This window comes from Hymenobacter agri (assembly GCF_054778495.1).
Genome location: NZ_BAAGZM010001116.1, coordinates 1 through 801, shown reverse-complemented (window position 1 = coordinate 801; position 801 = coordinate 1). Strand labels below are relative to the sequence as shown.

The 801-nt window shown below is 62.9% G+C and carries 1 protein-coding gene; it reads left to right on the top strand.

What is annotated here, in order from left to right; translation table 11 throughout:
* Positions 1–427: 427 nt before the first annotated feature.
* Positions 428–801, top strand: a 374-nt coding sequence (locus ACYVDE_RS24810; RefSeq protein WP_460504188.1) for a DUF1223 domain-containing protein, incomplete at its 3' end; no start/stop codon positions are given.

Genomic DNA, 801 nt, shown 5'->3' with positions numbered 1-801 from the left:
GACTGGCGCAGCTGGGCCGCTACCGGCGAAGCATCGGCCGCCCGCTGCGCCGCGCCGTCCTCGCGGAACAGGTCGAGGCCGGCCTGCTGCGCCCGCACGATAAACGGCAGCACACTAACGATGAGAACGGTTGCAAACCGAAGCAGGATGCGGCTGCCGGAGCGACCGCCACGCAGCCACGCGGAAAGACAGAAACGGCCAGCCCGCAGCCTGCATGCTGCCGGTATTCGGGGAGTACTGATGTTCATAGCTGGGAAGTAGGAGAGTGTAATCCAAATGTATTAAAATGCAATAAAATATCCAAAAAATGATTATAGCGTTTTTGAGTTATCTGCTTCAGGTGTAAGGGAGAGCTGGTCGATTCCGTCTGCCTGACTGCCCACGCCGGACGCAGGCGTCCAACATCCATTTCCATTCCCGTTTAAGTATGAAAACCCTGCTGCTACTGTCCCTGGCTGCCACGATGGCGCCCACCATTCCGGAGGAGCCGGCACCAGCGCCCGTCCGGGTGCCCGTCGTCGTCGAGCTCTTTACTTCCGAAGGCTGCTCGAGCTGTCCGGCGGCCGATGCCGCGCTGCGCGAGCTGGCCCGGGCGCAGTCGGTGCCCGGCGTCGAAGTCATTGCCCTCGGCGAGCACGTCGATTACTGGAACCGGCTGGGATGGAAAGACGGCTTTTCGTCTTCGGCCTACACCGAGCGGCAGCGGCAGTACGCCACGGGCTTCGGCACGGGCTCCTACACGCCCCAGGCCGTGGTGAATGGCCGCTACGAGCTGGTGGGCAGCCGCACCGCCGAGCTGGC